The organism is Saccharothrix longispora (assembly GCF_031455225.1).
In the GTDB taxonomy this organism is placed as follows: domain Bacteria; phylum Actinomycetota; class Actinomycetes; order Mycobacteriales; family Pseudonocardiaceae; genus Actinosynnema; species Actinosynnema longispora.
Map to the genome: position 1 here is coordinate 7,791,809 of NZ_JAVDSG010000001.1, position 13,648 is coordinate 7,805,456.

Genomic DNA, 13,648 nt, shown 5'->3' on the forward strand with positions numbered 1-13,648 from the left:
GGTGGTCAGCGCCGGTAGTCCACGCGGTGGCACAGCGCGGGCAGCTCGCCGCTCGCCAGGCGCGGCAGCACGTCCGGCAGCTCGTCGAAGCGGCTCTCCCCGGTGATCAGCGCGTCGAACGCGGGGTCGGCGAGCAGTTCCAGCGCCAGCGCCATCCGCTCCGCGTACGTGCGGTCCGGGCGCGCCACCGTGCCGACCTGGCTGGCCCGCAGCCGCAGCCGCCGCGAGTGGAACGCCTCGCCCAGCGGCACCGACACCGGCCGGTCGCCGTACCAGCTCAGCTCCACCACCTCGCCCTCCGCCGCCAGCAGCCGCAGCGACGTCGCCAGCCCGGCACCGGTGGCCGACGCGTGCAGCACGAGGTCGAGGTCGCCCCGCGCGTCGTCGGGCAGCGCGAACGGCACGCCCAGCGCCTCCGCCACCGCCGCCCGCGCCGGGTCGGTGTCCACCAGCTCCAGGCGCACGCCCGGGACGCGCCGCAGCAGCGCCGCCACCGCGCACCCCACCATCCCGGCGCCGACCACCGCGACCCGGTCGCCCACGCGCGGCCGGGCGTCCCACAGCGCGTTCACCGCCGTCTCCACGGTTCCCGCCAGCACGGCGCGCCCGGCGGGCACGTCGTCCGGCACGGGCGTCACCGCGTCGGCGGGCACCACGTAGTGCGTCTGGTGTGGATGGAGGCAGAACACCGTGCGTCCCAAGAGGGGACGCCCCAGGAGGGGGCCCTCCTCGACGACGCCCACGTTCAGGTAGCCGTACTTGACCGGCCACGGGAACTCGCCGTCCTGGAACGGCGCGCGCATCACCGCGTGCTGGCTCTCCGGCACGCCACCGCGCAGCACCAGCGCTTCCGTGCCCCGGCTCACGCCCGAGAACAGCGTCCGCACCAGCACGTCACCGGGTCCGGGTTCGGGCAGTTCCGCGGACCGGATCTCACTTCTTCCCGATCCGGTGAACCACAGGGCCCTCCCGACTCGTGTCATCCGACAACCTCCGAAAACGGGGCCCACAGCGACGAGGGGCACGATGACCACACTTCAGCACAGCGCGGCGCCGGCCGTGCGCGAACCCGCGCTCGGGAAACCCTCCCCGCGGGAGCCGTCCCTCTGGGCGGGTGCGCAGGTGCTCCTGCTCGGCGTGCTGGACGGCACCGCCGGCCTCGGCCCGGTGGGCTGGGTCGTGGGCATCGCCCACGCCGTCGCCACCGCGACCCTGCTCGGCGGCGCGCTCCAGCGGTCCGCCACCGGACTAGGGCCCGCCGACCGCGTCACGCTGGGGCGCGGTCTGCTGGTGGGTGGGGTGACCGCGCTCGTCGCGGGCGGTTCCGGCGCGACCGCGCTGCTCGTCGCGCTCGCCGCCGTGGCGCTGTCGCTGGACTTCGTCGACGGCCGGGTCGCCCGGCGCACCGGCACCGCGTCCGAGCTGGGCGCGCGGTTCGACATGGAGGTCGACGCGTTCCTCATCCTGGTGCTGAGCCTGCACGTCGCGCTCGCGCTCGGACCGTGGGTGCTCGCGATCGGCGTGCTGAGGTACGCGTTCGTCGCCGCCTCGTGGGGGCTGACCTGGCTGCGCGCGCCGCTGCCGCCGAGCTACGCGCGCAAGGTCGTGGCCGCCGTGCAGGGGATCGTGCTGGTGGTCGCCGCGTCCGGTCTCGCGCCGCTGACCGGCGTCCTGGTGGGACTGGCGCTCGGCGCGCTCGTCTGGTCGTTCGGCCGTGACGTCGCCCGGCTGCGGCGGGATGCCGCCGTCCGGGTCGTGGGAAGGGGAGTGGCCCGTGTCTGACCGTGCCTCGACCGCGCGCGTCGCGGGCGACGTGGTGCTCTGGGTGGTCCAGGTGCTGCTGGCCGCGTACTTCGTCCACAGCGGGCTGTCGCTGTTCGGCGACGGGTTCGTCGGGAAGTTCGAGAAGATCGGGTTCGGCCAGTGGCTGCGGTACGCGACGGGGGTGCTGGAGGTCACCGGGGCGCTGGGCCTGCTCGTGCCGAGGCTGTGCGGCCCGGCGGCGCTCGGGCTGGTGGGCGTGATGGCGGGCGCGGTGTGCACCGAGCTGTTCGTCCTCGGGGACACCGGGGGCGCCGTGCTGCCGGCCGAGCTGCTCGCGGTGGCGGCGGTGATCGCGTTCTTCCGCCGCGACACCGTGCGCGACCTGGTCGGGAGGGCGCGGTCTCAGCGCTTGGGGAAGTAGCGGAGGACGGCGACGTCACCGAGCCTGGCGACCTCTTCGAGGTGGAAGCGGCGGGCCGGGCCGCCGGGGAACTCGGCCGGCTGGAGGAAGCGCGGGGCGGTGGCCTGCCCGATCAGCATGGGTGCGACCGCCATGCGGATCTCGTCGGCCAGCCCGGCGGAGAGGAACCCGGTGTGGACCGCGCTGCCGCCCTCCACCATGAGCCGCCCGACGCCCCGGCCGCCCAGGTCGTCGAGCAGCGCGCCGAAGTCGACGCTCGGGCCGAGGGGCACGACGTCGGCGAGGTCGGCCAGCGCCGAGGCCGTCCGGTGGCCGGAATCCGTGGTGTAGACGACCTTGTCGCCACCGCAGTGCCAGAACGCGCGGTCCCGGTCGAGCTCCCCGCTGCCGGTCACGACGACCTTGAGCGGGAACTCCGGCCGCCCGGCCCCGACGCGCCCGGCCCGCCGCTCCGGGCTGTTGACCAGCAGGCGGGGGTTGTCGCGGCGCACGGTGGCCGCGCCGACGAGGATCGCGTCGGACTCGGCGCGGACCCGGTCGACGTGGTCGAAGTCCTCGGCGTTGGACAGCGGGAACCGCTCGGTCCCGTCGTCGTCGATGTGGCCGTCCACGCTGACCGCGACGCTGAGCAGGACGTACGGGCGAGTCACGCCCCCAACCTACCCACGCGGGTCGTTCGCCGAACCCCCTCGACGAGAGCCGAGTGCCGAACCAGGAGGACCGCATGGTGGTCGAGAGCGAGAGCGAGAGCGAGAGCGAGAGCGAGCCCGGGACCGTCGTCGGACCGGGGACCGCGGGCGTCGTCCGGGGAGCGCGGCCGGGACGCGGGAGGCGGGTGGCGTCCGCCGCGCTGACCGCGTCCGCCGCGCTGCTGGTGGTGTTCGCCCTCCTCGCGCCGGCCGACCTCGACCGGTTCACCGCCACCGCGTTCCTGCGCATCCCGGTGGAGGGCCTGCTGTTCGCGCTGCTCCTCCTGGTCATCCCGCCGCGCGCCCGCGGCCCGGTGGCGTCGCTCGGCGGTGTCCTGCTGGGGTTGCTGCTCGTGGTCAAGGTCGCGGACATCGGGTTCGACCTGGTGTTGTACCGGCCGTTCGACCTCGTCCTGGACTGGCCGCTGCTCGCCCCCGCCGTCGACTACGTGGACGTCACCGCGGGCCGGTTCGCGGCCGTCGCGGCCGTGGTGGGGACCGTGCTGCTGATCGGCGCGGTGGTGCTGCTGACGGCGCGGTCGGTGCTGCGGCTGGGTCGCCGCGCCGCCGCGCACCGGGTGGGCGTGACGCGGGCGCTGGTCGCGGTGGCCGTCCTGTGGGTCGGGTTCGCGGCGCCCGGCGTGGGCTTCGAGCCGGGCGTGCCGGTGGCCTCGCGCAGCGCGGCGGCGTTCGTGGGCGACCACGCCCGCGCGGTGCGGGTCGGATTGCGCGACCGGGAGGAGTTCGCGGCCGAGGCGTCGACCGACGCGTTCCGCGACGTGCCCGCCGACGAGCTGCTGACGTCGTTGCGCGGCAAGGACGTCGTGCTCGCGTTCGTGGAGAGCTACGGGCGCTCGGCGGTGGAGGACCCGGCGCTGGCGCCGGTCGTCGGGGCCGCCCTGGACGACGGCACGCGCCGCCTCGCCGCCGCCGGGTACGCCGCGCGCAGCGCCTACCTGACCTCGCCCACGGCGGGCGGCGGCAGCTGGCTCGCCCAGGCGACCCTGCTGTCCGGGCTGTGGGTGGACAACCAGCAGCGCTACCGCACCCTCGTGTCGAGCGACCGGCTCACGCTCAACGGCGCGTTCCGGCGCGCGGGCTGGCGCTCGGTGGGCGTCGTCCCGGGCATCACCCGCGCCTGGCCGGAGGGGGAGTTCTTCCGCCACCACCGGATCTACGCCGCCGATGACCTCGGCTACCGGGGACCCCGGTTCGGCTACGCGACCATGCCCGACCAGTACGCCCTGTCCGCGTTCCAGGAGCGCGAGCGGCAACCCGGTCACGAGCCGGTGGTGGCCGTGGTCCCGCTGCTGTCCAGCCACGCCCCGTGGACGCCCCTGCCGACCCGGCTGCCGTGGGAGGACGTGGGCGACGGCGCGGTGTTCGCCGACACGGCGGCGGGCGAGGAGCCGCCGGACGCCGTCTTCGGCCGCGACCCGGACGTGGTGCGCGCCGACTACGCGAGGTCCGTCGCGTACACCGTGGACACGGTGGTGTCCTACGTGGAGACCTACGGCGGCGACGACACCGTGCTCGTCCTCCTCGGCGACCACCAGCCGGCGCAGGTGGTGACCGGGGACGGCGCCTCGAAGGACGTGCCGGTCACCGTCGTCACCCGCGACGCGTCCCTCCTGGCGCGCACCGACCCGTGGGGCTGGACCGACGGCCTCACGCCCGCGCCGGACGCGCCGGTGCGCCCGATGGACGCCTTCCGCGACCAGTTCCTCACCGCCTTCCGCTGACCTGCCACGTGAAGTCGCCGGTCACCCGACCGGGGCGAAATCGTGTTGCCGGTGTCGGCCGGATCGGGTGTGCTCACCTGCCATGAGCGAACGCCCCGTGGTCCGGCCCCTGCCCGTCAGCGGCTTCCCCGAGTGGCTGCCGCACGTGCGCCTGGTCGAGCAGCGGTGGCTGGACGAGGTGCGCCGGGTGTTCGAGTCCTACGGCTTCTGCCCGGTCGAGACGCCCTCGGTGGAGCGGCTGGACGTGCTGATGGCCAAGGGCGAGACGTCGAAGGAGGTCTACGCCCTCGGCCGCGCGCAGGGCGTGGAGGCGGACCGGCTCGGGCTGCACTTCGACCTCACCGTGCCGTTCGCGCGGTACGCGGCGCAGCACTTCGCCGACCTCGTGTTCCCGTTCAAGCGCTACCAGGTGCAGCGGGTCTGGCGCGGCGAACGGCCGCAGGACGGCCGGTACCGGGAGTTCACCCAGTGCGACGTGGACGTGATCGACGTGGACGGGATGTCGCCGCACTTCGACGCCGAGCTGCCGCGCGTCGTGCACGAGGTGCTGACGCGGCTCGACCTGCCCGCGTGGACGATCGGCGTGAACAACCGCAAGGTGCTCCAGGGGTTCTACGAGGGCCTGGGCGTCCCGGACCCGCTCGCCGTGGTCCGCGTCGTCGACAAGCTCGACAAGATCGGCGCGGACGGGGTGGCGGCCGTGCTGGCGGAGAGCCTCGACCAGGCCCGGGTCGACGCGGTGCTGGCGCTGGCGCGGGCCCGGAGCGTCGACGAGGTGGCTGCCCTGGGCGTCACCTCGGACCTGCTCGACGAGGGGCTGGCCGAGCTGCGCTTCGTGCTCGACGAGCTGGCCGACCTGCCGGAGGTGGTCGCGGACTTCTCCGTCGCCCGAGGCCTCGACTACTACACCGGCACCGTCTACGAGGGCCGGTTCACCGCGTGGCCGGAGTACGGCAGCATCTGCTCGGGCGGGCGGTACGAGGACCTCGCCGGGTCGTTCATCCGGCGCAGGCTTCCCGGCGTCGGCATGTCCGTCGGCTTCACCCGCATCTTCGCGAAGGTGCTGGCCGAAGGGCTGCTGGAGACCGGGCCGGCCAGTGCGACCGACGTGCTCGTCGTGCTCCCGAAGGGGCGTCGCGGGCAGGCCCGGGCGACCGCGGCGGCGCTGCGGGCCGGCGGGGCGAACGTCGAGCTGTACCACCAGGAGGACAAGGTGGGGAAGCAGGTCGGGTACGCCTCCCGCCGCGGTGTCCCGTTCGTCTGGTTCCCGCCGTTCGAGGACGGTCGGGCGCACGAGGTCAAGGAGCTGGCCACCGGCGTCCAGCGGGAGGCGGACCCGGCCACCTGGTCGCGCCGGGCGTGAGGGGCGGTGGCCGGCGACTACGTGCGCATCTCCCGCGTGCGCCACAGCACCAGCACGAAGTACGGCGTGCCGATCAGCGAGATCACCAGGCCGGCCGGGATCTGCGCGGGCGAGATGACGGTGCGGCCGACCGTGTCGGCGACGCTGACCAGCACCGCGCCGAGCACCGCCGCCACCGGCAGGACCCGCGCGTGCCGCCCGCCGACCAGCGAGCGCGCCAGGTGCGGCGCGACGAGGCCCACGAAGCCGACCACGCCGATCGCGGACACCGCGGTGGCCGCCAGCACGCCGGACGCCACCAGGACCACCAGCCGCGACCGCTCGACCGGCAGGCCCAGCACGCGCGGCGTGTCGTCGTCGAGGGTGTGCAGGTCCAGCTCGCGGTGCCGCGACCACAGCAGCGGCAGGAGCAGCGCCAGCGCCAGCAGGGTCGGCACGACCTGCTCCAGCGTGCGCCCGTAGGTGGACCCGGACATCCAGGTCAGCGCCTTCGCCGTGTTCCACGGGTCGGAGGTGGTGATGAGCAGGGTGATCAGGGCCGTTCCGCCGGACCAGGTCGCGATGCCGATGACGACCAACCGGTCCGAGTCGAGCCCGGCCCGCCACGCCAGGCCGTAGACCAGCGCGAACGCGAGCGCCGCGCCCACCCCGGCGGCCCCGGCGACCTGCCACGCGCCGGCCACCGGCACCAGCGTGATCAACCCGATCGCGCCCAGGCCCGCGCCCGCCGTGATGCCGAGCAGGCCGGGTTCGGCGAGCGGGTTGCGGCTCACCGACTGGATGCCGCAGCCGGCCACGGCCAGCGCCGCGCCGGCCACCAGCGCCGCGAGGACCCTCGGCAGGCGCTGGTCCACCACGAACGTCAGGGCCGTCCCGGTGCGCCCGGACACCCAGTTCGCCAGGTCGCCCAGCAGCACCAGGCGGTCGCCGAGCATCAGCCCGACGACGGGCGCGGCCACCAGCAGCGCGCCCAGCGCCACCCACGTCACGACGAGCCGCCGCGTCGAACCGGCGACGCCGACCCGACCGGCGGGCGCCTGCCGCGGCGCGGCGCTCGACCGGGTGCGCCGCGCCAGCCACACCAGCACGACCGCGCCGAGCACGGTCGTGGTCACGCCGGTCGGCACGCGCACCGCCGCCGCCGAGCCCATCACGGCCCGCAGCAGCACGTCCGCGCCGAGCACGATCAGCACCCCGACCAGGCCCGACACCGGCATCAGCACGCGGTGCCGCCCGAAGCCCGGGACGAACCGCACCAGCAGCCGGGTGATCACCGGCGCGCTCAGCCCGACGAACCCGAGCGGCCCGGCCACGGTCACCGCCGCCGCCGTGAGCGCCACCGTCAGCAGCACCGCGCCGACACGGGTGCGCCGCACCCGCAACCCGAGCACGGTGGCGTTGTCGTCGCCCAGGGCGAGGACGTCCAGCGACTTGCCCATCGCGACCAGCGCGACGACGGCGACCACCACGACCGGCGTCATCTGCGCGGTCGCGTCCAGGTCGCTCACGGTCAGCGACCCGCTGCCCCAGCCGAACAGGCCGGTCGTCTCCTGCTCGAACAGGAGCAGCAGCAGGTACGTCGCCGACTGGAGGGTCAGCGCGACCGCCGACCCGACGAGCACCAGCCGGGGGCCGGCCGAACCGCCGCCGGACAGGCCCAGCACCACCACCGCCGCCGCGAGGCCGCCGACGAACGCCGCCGCGCCCGAGGACAGCACGGGCAGGCTCAGCCCGAACGCCGCGGTGGCGACCACGGCCAGGTGCGCGCCCGCGTTCACGGCGAGCGTGTCGGGCGAGGCCAGCGGGTTGCGCGCCACGGACTGCATGCCGGCGCCCGCGACGCCGAGGGCCACGCCGAGCAGCAGCGCGGTCAGCAGGCGCGGGACGCGGGAGCCCTCCAGCACGGCGAGGGTCTGCGCGTCACCGTCGCCCAGGACCGCGGCGAGCACGTCGAGCACACCGGTGGACGACGTGCCCTGGGTGAGGTGGACGGCGGAGAGGACGGCGATGGCCGCCACGATCCCCGCCGTCGCGGCGGCGGTGCGGAACATCAGCCGGCGAGCGCGCTCAGCAGCTGGTCGGCGACGCGCTCGACCGACTTGGGCCCGCCGAACGTCCAGGTGCCGGGCTCCAGCTTGTGGACCTCGCCCGAGGTGACGAACGGCAGCCGCTGCCACACCGGGTTGTCCGCGAGGCCGGTGGTGAACACGTCGTCCTCGGAGGCGCTGTAGAACAGGACGGTCTTCGGGTCGGTGAGCGCGGTCAGGCCCTCGACGTCGGTCTGCCCGAGGCCCCACTGGGCGTCGACCTCGCCGGTCCAGGCGTTGACCAGGCCCATCCGCTCGGCGACGTCGGAGACCAGCGAGCCCTTGCCGAACGGGCGGATGTTGACCGTGCTGCCCTTGAGCCAGCCGTCGGCCATGAGGAACGGGGTGCCCGCCAGGCCGCGCTCCTCGACGGACGCCTTCCCCTGGTCCAGCGCGATGTTCATGTCGGCGAGGAGCTTGTCGCCCTCGGCCTCCTTGCCGACGGCCTTGGCGACGATCTTCAGGTCGTCGGCGAGCCGGTCGAAGTTGCGCGCCGCGTCGCTGCCCTTGGTGACGACGACGGGGACGTACTTCTCCAGTTGGCCGGCGAGCGTCGCGTCGCGGCCCTCGGGCATCACGACGACGTCCGGGTCGAGCGCGACGATGGCGTCCACGCTCGGCTCGTTGCGCGTGCCGACGTCCTTCACGGTGTCGGCGAGCGGGACGGAGGCGTTCCACGTCTTGTAGCCGGCGACGTCGGCGACGCCCACCGGCATGACGCCCAGCGAGGCGGCCACCTCGGCCTCGGCCCACTCCAGGGCGACGACCTTCACGGCGGGCGCCTCCAGCTCCACGGCCTTGCCGCGGGCGTCGGTGACGGTGACCGGCCCGCCCGCGCTCGCGGTCGGCGTGCTCTCGGCCGGTGTCTCGGTGGTACCGCACGCGGACAGCAGCACGGCCGCCGTCACGAGGGCAGGGGTCAGCAGGCGCATGGCGCTTACCTCTCTCGGGGGTTTCGGGATCAGGCGTGCCGGGGCGCGTGCCGGCCGAGCGGGCGGCAGTGGACGGCCCCGGTGACGGGGTCCTCGGCGACGTGCACCGCGACGCCGTAGGCGCGGGAGAGGTGGTCGGTGGTCAGCACGTCGCGCACGCCGCCCGCGGCGACCACGCGACCTTCCGACAGCAGGACCACCTCGTCGGCGACGATCGCCGCGTGGTCGAGGTCGTGGAGCACCACGCCGACCGCCACGCCGTGGTCGTCGGCCAGGTCGCGCACCACGTCCAGCACCTCGACCTGGTAGCGCAGGTCGAGGTGGTTGGTCGGTTCGTCGAGCAGCAGCACGGAGGTCTGCTGGGCCAGGCACGAGGCGAGCCAGACGCGTTGCAGCTCGCCGCCGGACAGCTCGTCCACGCCGCGCCCGGCCATCGCGGAGACGCCGGTCAGCTCCATCGCGCGGGTGATCGCGGCGCTGCCGTCGAGGTCGACCCCGCGCCATCCGGTCCGGTAGGGGTAGCGCCCGTAGGAGACGACGTCGCGCACCGACACCCCGGACGGGGTGGGCCGCTGCTGGGTCAGCAGGGTGACGTGGCGGGCGAACTCCTTGCCGGACAGCGCGGCGTGCCCCCACACCGACCGCTCGCCGAGCCGGACCTGCCCGTCGCGGGGCTTGTGGAGCCGCGCGAGCGAGCGCAGGACGGTCGACTTGCCGGACCCGTTGGGTCCCACCAGCGCCGTCACCGCTCCCGCGCGCAACTCCAGCGAGACCCCCTCGACCACCGCCCGGTCGTGGTGCGCGAGCACCAGCGACTCCCCGGCGAGCAGCGTGTCTCCCATTGACATGAGGGGAGCCTAACCTAAGCCGAGCTTCACCCGTTCGGGCGTGATCCACCGCACTCGGCGGTTAGTCCGGGTGACGCGCGGGGTCAGCCGCGGAAGTGGCGGCGCGTGTCGGCCGCCAACGACGCGAACACCCGGTCGTTCAGCGCGGCCCCGACGCGGCCGGCGCGCACGCCGGGCTCGTAGGCGAACGTCCAGGTGAACCGGCACCCGCCGCCCGCCGGCTCCACCAGGTAGTCCTCGCCGAACCGGCGGAACACCGGCAGGTTCGCCCCGTCCACCGTGAACGTCTGCCGCCGCCCCTCCTCCCAGCGGAAGAAGCGCTCGCGCAGCCGCAGCACGCCCAGCACCGACGCCCGGCGCGTCGTGCCCACGCCGAACGGGCGCGGCGACGTGTACTCGACCGACGACATCAGCCGGCACCACCACAACGGGTTCGTCGCGGTCAGGCCGCGCCAGACACGTTCGGGTGACACCGGCAGGTCCAGCACGAAGGTGCGGCGCTCCGGCGCGGTCTCGAAGAACTCCGCGTCCACCGGCTCCATCAGGGGCACACCACCCAGTGTGCACCCGAACCCGGTCGGGCACCCGCTGCGCGGAGCGCGTGCACCGGGAGCACCAGCGCGTTGGGCCACCAGGGGGACGGGTGCGCTCGAACGTGTGGATCAGTGCGCCGAGGTCTTGGCCGCCCCGCCCGGCACTGGTTGCGTACACCCCCGACGCCACACGACCGAGAGGTGCGAGCAGATGCCGCAGCCGTTCCAGTTGCCGGACTTCTACACGCCCTACCCGGCGCGGCTGAACCCCAGCCTGGAACGCGCCCGCGCGCACACCAAGGCGTGGGCACACGAGATGGACATGATCGACGTGCCCCAGCACGGCACGGTGATCTGGACCGACGACGACCTCGACTCCCACGACTACGCACTGCTGTGCGCCTACACGCACCCGGACGCGTCACCGGACGACCTCGACCTGGTCACCGACTGGTACGTGTGGGTCTTCTACTTCGACGACCACTTCGTCGAGCTCTACAAGCGCAACCCCGACGTCGCGGGCGCGAAGGCGTACCTCGACCGGTTGCCGCTGTTCATGCCGGTCGACGGCCCGATCACCGAGGAGCCGGCCAACCCGGTCGAGAAGGGCCTCAAGGACCTCTGGGAGCGCACCGTCCCGGCCCACTCGGCCGACTGGCGGCGCCGGTTCGCCGACAACACCGAGCACCTGCTCGACGAGTCGATGTGGGAGCTGCTGAACATCTCCGAGGGCCGCCTGTCCAACCCGATCGAGTACATCGAGATGCGCCGCAAGGTGGGTGGCGCGCCGTGGTCGGCCAACCTCGTCGAGCACGTCACCGGCATGGAGGTCCCGGCGAGCATCGCGCTGTCGCGGCCGATCGGCGTGCTGCGCGACACCTTCTCCGACGCCGTGCACCTGCGCAACGACCTGTTCTCCTACGAGCGCGAGGTGCTCGACGAGGGCGAGCTGAGCAACGGCGTGCTGGTGCTGGAGAAGTTCCTCGGCATCCCCACCCAGGAGGCCGCCGAGGCGGTCAACGACCTGCTCACGTCCCGCCTGCACCAGTTCGAGCACACCGCCGTCACCGAGGTCCCGCCGCTGCTCGACGAGCACGGCGTCGACCCGGCTGGCCGGCTCGCGGTGCTCGCCTACGTGAAGGGGCTGCAGGACTGGCAGTCCGGCGGCCACGAGTGGCACGCCCGCTCCAGCCGCTACATGAACGAGGGCGCGGTGACCGCCTCGCCCGTGCTCGGCGGCCCCACGGGCCTGGGCACGTCCGCGCTGCGCTCGCTCGTCGCCACCGCGCCGCAGCGGCTGCGCGGCTTCGCCCACGTGCCGTTCCGCGAGGTGCCGTCACTGCCGAGGCCCGCGCTGGAGATGCCGTTCCCGCTGCGGGTCAGCCCGCACTGGAAGGAGGTGCTGGAGCGGGGGGTGGCCTGGACGCGCGAGATGGGCGCGTTCGACGACGTGCCGAGGGTGTGGACCGAGGAGCGGTACCGCGACATGGACCTCGCGCTGTGCTCGGCGGGCATCGACCCGGACGGCACCCCGGAGGAGCTGACCACGTCGGTGATGTGGCTGACCTTCGGCACGTACGGGGACGACCTCTACCCGGTCGTGCACGGCCGCACGCCCGACATGGCGGGCGCGAAGGCCACCGACGCGCGCCTGCGCCTGATGATGCCGCTGGAGGGACCGGCCCCGGTGGCGGCGACCCCGCTGGAGCGGATGCTCGCCTCGGTGTGGGCGCGCACCACGGAGGGGATGCCGGTGGAGAACCGGCGGCAGCTGTCCGACGCGGTGGGGGTCATGCTCGACGCCTGGCTGTGGGAGCTGAAGAACCAGCACGAGAACCGCGTGCCCGACCCGGTGGACTACGTCGAGATGCGGCGGCAGACGTTCGGGTCCGACCTGACGATGAGCCTGGCGAGGCTCGGCCACGGCCGCCTCGTGCCGCCGGAGATCTACCGGACGCGCGCCATCAGGAACATCGAGAACTCGGCCATCGACTACGCGACGCTGCTCAACGACCTGTACTCGTACCGCAAGGAGGTGCAGTACGAGGGCGAGGTCCACAACCTCGGGGTGGTCGTGGAGAACTTCCTGGACGTCGACCGCGACCGGGCGCGGGCCGTCGTGACCGACCTGGCCAACGCGCGCCTGCACCAGTTCCGGCACTCGGTGGCCCACGAGCTGCCCGCCCTGTTCGAGGAGTTCGCCCTGGACGGGGAGACCCGCGCCGCGCTCACCGCCCACGCCGCCGAGCTGGAGGACTGGATGGCGGGAATCCTGAACTGGCACGAGAACGTGGTGCGGTACCACGACGCGGACCTGCTGAAGCACCACGGTCGGCCGCGGGTGGCGCTGTCGCCGACGGCGCTGCGCGGCCCGACGGGACTCGGCACGGCCTCCACGCGCCTGCTGATCGGCGAGGGCTGACCCGCCGGGTCCGCCGGACCTCCGCCGCCGGGGTCAGCCCACGACCCTGGCGGCGGCCACCGGCCGCCGGTCCGCGGGGTGCGTGCCCGCGGACGAGGTGTTGACGCTCCACCGGTAGCGGGTGAACTCGCCGGTCTCGTCCGAGGCGTAGAACATCATGTGCCCGTAGCCCGCGCCGTCGGTCCGCGCGCCCGCGTTGAAGATCCGGTTGTCCGGGTACCGCCGGTAGTCGCCCACCCCGTACCGGCCGTGCGGCTCGGACGTGCAGTCGGCCACCTCCACCGCGTACTGCGTCTCGCCGGGGAAGTTCAGCCTGCGGCCCGGCGCGGTGTAGGTGCCCTTGAGCGAGCGCACCATCACCACGTGCCCGGTGTTGGTGTCCCGGTCGTTGCGGTAGTCCACCGCGATCAGGTCGCCCGGCCGCAGGTCCGCGACCCGGGTGACCCGCTCGAAGTGCGGCACGTCCCGCTCGGCGAACACCCGGCGGTAGTCGCGCGCGAACGGGCTGGCCAGGCCGAAGTGGGTGCGGAAGAACCGGCCCGTCGCCCACCGGTAGGTCCGCTTGAGCACCGCCGTCTGGAACGACGCGCACTGGCTCCGGTTGACCCAGTCCGCGGCGTCGCCGGGGGCGCCCCAGCGGACCACGTTCGGCTGGTCCGGCTCCTTGTAGGTGTTGTTGGCCAGCGGGCACGTGGGCAGCGACAGGTAGCCGATCAGCTGCTCGGCCTCCAGCAGGTGCGGTGCGGACGTCCGGTGTGGACGCCGGTCGGGGTGCGGCGCCGCCCTGGTGGCGACGGCCGTACCCCCGCGCGCCGCTCTGCCGGACAGGTCCATCGCGCGACTCCCC

The 13,648-nt window shown here is 74.1% G+C and carries 12 protein-coding genes; 5 read left to right on the forward strand and 7 right to left on the reverse strand.

Features of this window, described 5'->3' with window-relative positions; all coding sequences use genetic code 11:
- Nucleotides 1-5 precede the first annotated feature (5 nt).
- Entirely contained in the window at nt 6-983 is a 978-nt protein-coding gene (locus tag J2S66_RS34140; RefSeq protein WP_310313050.1) for a zinc-dependent alcohol dehydrogenase, read from the reverse strand.
- A gap of 43 nt (nt 984-1,026) precedes the next feature.
- Between J2S66_RS34140 and J2S66_RS34145 the strand changes: the two genes are divergently transcribed.
- The gene (locus J2S66_RS34145) at nt 1,027-1,782 is read left to right on the forward strand and encodes a CDP-alcohol phosphatidyltransferase family protein (protein ID WP_310313052.1); all 756 of its coding nucleotides are present in this window, start codon (nt 1,027-1,029) and stop codon (nt 1,780-1,782) included.
- Complete coding sequence (locus tag J2S66_RS34150) at nt 1,775-2,185, forward strand: DoxX family protein (protein ID WP_310313055.1); 411 nt, start codon at nt 1,775-1,777, stop codon at nt 2,183-2,185. Before J2S66_RS34145 ends, J2S66_RS34150 begins: the two co-directional genes overlap by 8 nt.
- Here the strand turns inward: J2S66_RS34150 and J2S66_RS34155 are convergent.
- Nucleotides 2,167-2,835: a RibD family protein gene (locus tag J2S66_RS34155; RefSeq protein ID WP_310313061.1), complete on the reverse strand. Its 669-nt coding sequence runs from the start codon at nt 2,833-2,835 to the stop codon at nt 2,167-2,169. The genes J2S66_RS34150 and J2S66_RS34155 overlap by 19 nt on opposite strands.
- A 53-nt stretch (nt 2,836-2,888) precedes the next feature.
- Between J2S66_RS34155 and J2S66_RS34160 the strand changes: the two genes are divergently transcribed.
- Both J2S66_RS34160 and hisS read left to right on the forward strand, forming a co-directional pair.
- A complete protein-coding gene (locus J2S66_RS34160; RefSeq protein WP_310313063.1) occupies nt 2,889-4,616 on the forward strand; it encodes an alkaline phosphatase family protein in 1,728 nt (575 codons plus the stop codon).
- Between the two features lie 82 nt (nt 4,617-4,698).
- Nucleotides 4,699-5,979 (forward strand): histidine--tRNA ligase, encoded by a 1,281-nt coding sequence (gene hisS, locus J2S66_RS34165; RefSeq protein WP_310313065.1) that lies wholly within the window; start codon nt 4,699-4,701, stop codon nt 5,977-5,979.
- A 17-nt stretch (nt 5,980-5,996) separates the two neighbouring features.
- Here hisS and J2S66_RS34170 read toward each other — a convergent pair whose 3' ends face one another.
- From J2S66_RS34170 to J2S66_RS34185, 4 genes are all read right to left on the reverse strand, one after another.
- On the reverse strand, nt 5,997-8,030 hold the full coding sequence (locus J2S66_RS34170) for an iron ABC transporter permease (protein ID WP_310313068.1): 2,034 nt from the start codon (nt 8,028-8,030) through the stop codon (nt 5,997-5,999).
- Complete coding sequence (locus tag J2S66_RS34175) at nt 8,030-8,998, reverse strand: ABC transporter substrate-binding protein (protein ID WP_310313071.1); 969 nt, start codon at nt 8,996-8,998, stop codon at nt 8,030-8,032. The genes J2S66_RS34170 and J2S66_RS34175 overlap by 1 nt, the downstream gene beginning before the upstream one ends.
- 29 nt (nt 8,999-9,027) lie before the next feature.
- Nucleotides 9,028-9,846: an ABC transporter ATP-binding protein gene (locus tag J2S66_RS34180; protein WP_310313074.1), complete on the reverse strand. Its 819-nt coding sequence runs from the start codon at nt 9,844-9,846 to the stop codon at nt 9,028-9,030.
- A gap of 83 nt (nt 9,847-9,929) precedes the next feature.
- The gene (locus tag J2S66_RS34185; RefSeq protein WP_310315297.1) at nt 9,930-10,388 is read right to left on the reverse strand and encodes an SRPBCC family protein; all 459 of its coding nucleotides are present in this window, start codon (nt 10,386-10,388) and stop codon (nt 9,930-9,932) included.
- Nucleotides 10,389-10,590: 202 nt separating this feature from the next.
- Here J2S66_RS34185 and J2S66_RS34190 point away from each other — a divergent pair, with 202 nt between their 5' ends.
- Nucleotides 10,591-12,801 (forward strand): terpene synthase family protein, encoded by a 2,211-nt coding sequence (locus J2S66_RS34190; RefSeq protein WP_310313076.1) that lies wholly within the window; start codon nt 10,591-10,593, stop codon nt 12,799-12,801.
- Nucleotides 12,802-12,834: 33 nt separating this feature from the next.
- On the opposite strand, the gene J2S66_RS34195 is transcribed toward J2S66_RS34190, so the two are convergent.
- Nucleotides 12,835-13,635, reverse strand: coding sequence for a hypothetical protein (locus J2S66_RS34195; RefSeq protein ID WP_310313079.1), 801 nt, complete (start codon nt 13,633-13,635; stop codon nt 12,835-12,837).
- Nucleotides 13,636-13,648 lie beyond the last annotated feature (13 nt).